Origin of the sequence: Campylobacter sp. US25a (assembly GCF_004379075.1) — a bacterium.
Taxonomy (GTDB): domain Bacteria; phylum Campylobacterota; class Campylobacteria; order Campylobacterales; family Campylobacteraceae; genus Campylobacter_D; species Campylobacter_D jejuni.
In genome coordinates, this window is record NZ_RYYM01000034.1 from 1 (window position 1) to 3,599 (window position 3,599).

Annotated in this window: 1 protein-coding gene and 1 pseudogene; both read left to right on the top strand. The window is 30.8% G+C overall.

Going from position 1 to position 3,599, the window contains the following annotated elements:
• Window positions 1-213 precede the first annotated feature (213 nt).
• Window positions 214-969: a basic amino acid ABC transporter substrate-binding protein gene (locus tag ELQ12_RS09430; protein WP_052798497.1), complete on the top strand. Its 756-nt coding sequence runs from the start codon at window positions 214-216 to the stop codon at window positions 967-969.
• Between the two features lie 310 nt (window positions 970-1,279).
• Window positions 1,280-3,599: pseudogene (locus ELQ12_RS09435) on the top strand (hypothetical protein); the annotation flags it as partial.

Genomic DNA, 3,599 nt, shown 5'->3' on the forward strand with positions numbered 1-3,599 from the left:
TCAAAAAAGGAAATGAAAGTATAACCAATTAAACTTAAAGAGGGATTAAACAAAGGATTAAATAGTATAAATATTTGGTAGGTTTTTGAAAATTTTGTATAAAAATATATTTTAAAGATTATATAATTTAAAATTGCAAAAAGCAATCAGACTTAATTAAATATAAATTTAAAATAAGTATAATTTTAAAACATTTTATATCAAAGGAAGAAAATGAAAAAAATATTTAGTGTTGTTTTAGTTGCCTTGATTGGCTTATTTTTAAACGCTTGCAATGATTCTAAAAACAAAGAAACAAATGCAAGCGTAGAATTAAAGGTTGGAACTGCCCCAAACTATAAACCTTTTAATTATAAAGAAAATTCAAAACTCACAGGCTTTGATACGGATCTAGTAGAAGAGATTGCCCAAAAAAATGGTATTAAAATTGTTTGGGTTGAAACCAATTTCGATGGGTTAATACCTGCTTTAAAAGCCGGTAAAATCGATATGATTGCCTCGGCTATGAGTGCAACGGATGAAAGAAGACAGAGTGTTGATTTTACCAAACCTTACTATATGAGTAAAAATCTTTATCTTAAACTAAAAAGTAACAATTTACTTCAAACAAAAAATGATTTAGAAGGTAAAAAAATAGGAGTTCAACTAGGAACTTTACAAGAAAATACTGCAAAAGCTATCAAAAATGCACAAGTGCAAAGCAATAAAGATTTAAATATTGCTGTTTTAGCACTAAAAAACAAGAAAATTGATGCTATTATCGCAGATGAAGATACTGCTAAAGGTTTTTTAGCTGAAAATCCAGACTTGATAAGTTTTTACCAAGAAATGGATGGTGGAGAAGGCTTTAGCTTTGCTTTTGATAAAAACAAACAAAAAGAATTGGTAAAAATTTTTGACAAAGGTATAGACGAGGTAAAAACCAATGGATTTTACAATACTTTGATGAAAAAATATGAACTAGAGTAAGCGTGAAAATTCACGCTTATACAACTTAAATCTTCGTTGCGTTTTGTAAAATAACATTTCATACAAATTTACTCTCATTAAATTAATTTTTTATATAAAATAAAATTTAAATTGAAATTTTATAATTATATAATAATCAGTATTTAATTATACTTTAAGTTTAAATATTTTATTATTCCACTATTTTATTTTTATATTTTATATTATTATTAAAAAATAAAAAATATGAAATTAATTTCAAAATAAATCATTTTAAATTAAGGAAGGAGAAAAATATTTGAGTAAAAATATTATTTCAAGTAAGGTGTCCATGGGGGGGGGATTGGAAAATCCCATTTAAATTCTAAAAAGATAGTTTTATCTTTAGCTACTATTTCTTTCTTAACGAGTTGTGCTAATGCTACATTAAATTCTGAAATAAAAACTTATGATGAAGCAAATAAAAATACTAAAGCTAGATCAGCCAGTATGTATAGTCCTCAAGCTAGAATCAATACAACTGTAAGTAGTTCAGAAACTAGCACAATCAACATTTCCGATTCAGGTCCACATACCATAATAATTCAATCAGGTGGAACTTTAGGTAGTATAGGTAATAATGATAGAATCATCTATGCTCATGCTAATGGGAGCAATACCCTTACTCTTACCAATCTTACTAATAAAGGAACTATTAATGGCAATGTAAATGTAGAGCATGATAACGATTTTAAAGGAACCATCACTGTCAATACCTTTGAAAATACAGGTCAAGTTAATGGTCAAATTTATATGGGAGTTTGGGGTGGTAATTCAGGAACTCTTAACATTGATAAATTTAACAATAGTGGAACTATAGCAGTTTCTAATAACAATCAAGGAGTGTTTTTCGAAGGAAAAAATACTAATATACAAGCCTTTAACAATAATGGATTTATTAGCGGAAGCGAAGGTGTAAGCTTATCTAGCGGAACTATAAATAGTTTTAATAATAATGGAACTATCAATGGTAACTCTTCTGGCATATTTGTATATGGTGGCAATATACAAACTCTTGAAAATTCAGGAACTATAATATCTAATGGTAATTATAGTAATCATGCTGGTATAAAACTAGAAAATGGTGGCTCCATAGAAAACATTATCAACACAGGAACTATAAAATCAAATCATTCTGGCATAATGGTAACTTGGGGTAAATTTGGAACACTTACCATAAGAGATGGAGGTGTAATTCATGGCAAATACATAGGAATAGGAGTGGGTCAATGGCAAACTCTAGGGGATTTATACATAGATGGAGCAAGCTCAAAAAAAGATGGCACAGTAAGTGGAGTTTATGGCGATAGTTATGGAATTTCCTTAGATGTTGGCTCACGAACTCAAAAAATAGAACTTACAAATGGTGGTGTTATTAAAGGTAATATTAGTGGTATAAGATTAGATAGTGGAGCTTCTTTAAGTGGAGAAATGATTTTATCTGGTGAAGGCTCTAGAGTAGAAGGTGGAAGTGATGCTGGTATATTTAATTTTGGTGGAAAAATAGAAGGCTCTATAAAAGTAGAAGATGGAGCAACTATAACAGCCACTTCAAGTCAAGCCATATCTAATGTTGGCTCAGGAAGTATAACAGGTGGTATTACAGTTAGTGGGGAAAACACTAAACTTGAAGGAAATATAATCAATGCAGATAGTGCTTCTATAGGTAGTGATATCAAGATAGAAAATGGAGCTAAGGTAGAAGGTGGTCTTGTTAATCAAGGCAATGGAAGTATCTCAGGAAGTGTTCAAGTAAGTGGTGGTAGCACCATTGATTCCATTACCAATGAGGGTAATGGGGCTATTTCTGGTTCAATTACTGTAGATAAAGATAGTAAACTTGATTCTATCACTAACACCTCTACTTCTGATACAGGTATAAGTGGTTCTATCACTAACAATAGTGATAATAAACTTGAAATTTCTAACTCAGGTAATATCGGTGGTAAGATTGAAAGCACTGGTGCTGCTGATATGGTAATTAACAATAATGGTGGTGGAACTATTAGTGGTGGTATTAGTTCTTCAGGAAGTGGAAACACTAGTATTTCTAATTCACAAGGTTCAACCATAAATAATGGTATCACTGTTTCAGGATCAGCACAAGTTGAAATCTCCAACCAAGGCTCAGTAGGTAAAGATGAAAATGGTAATACAGTAACTAACAATGGTAGTGGTAGTGTTGGAATCAAAGATTGGGTTGTTTCTACAGACAAAGAAACAGGTAAATTAGACACTGTGGTTGTAGGTGGAAGTGGTAAAGATAATGTAAAAGTAGAAAACATCACCGTAGATCAAAGCAATGTTAATCTTGAAGAATTAGGCAATATAAACAATATCATCTCAGGTGTTAATCAAGGCAATATTGGCAATATAGGAACCAATGGAGGTGGGGAAATATCTTTAAGCTATGATCCATTAACAGGAAAACTTTCTACAGATTATCATCTTAATGCTTCCATATCAGGTGCAACCTTTAGATCTTTAATCTCAACTACTTCAAGAAGATCAACCTTTATAGACAATGTTATGGGTAATTCTATGCAAACTTTTGCTTTAGCTTCTTCAAGCAAATCTCAAAGCATTGCTATGTCTGAAAAGGGTAATTTATA

Coding starts and splice junctions, on each gene's coding strand:
- ELQ12_RS09430 (WP_052798497.1), top strand. CDS start 214: ATGAAAAAAATATTTAGTGTTGTTTTAGTTGCCTTGATTGGCTTATTT.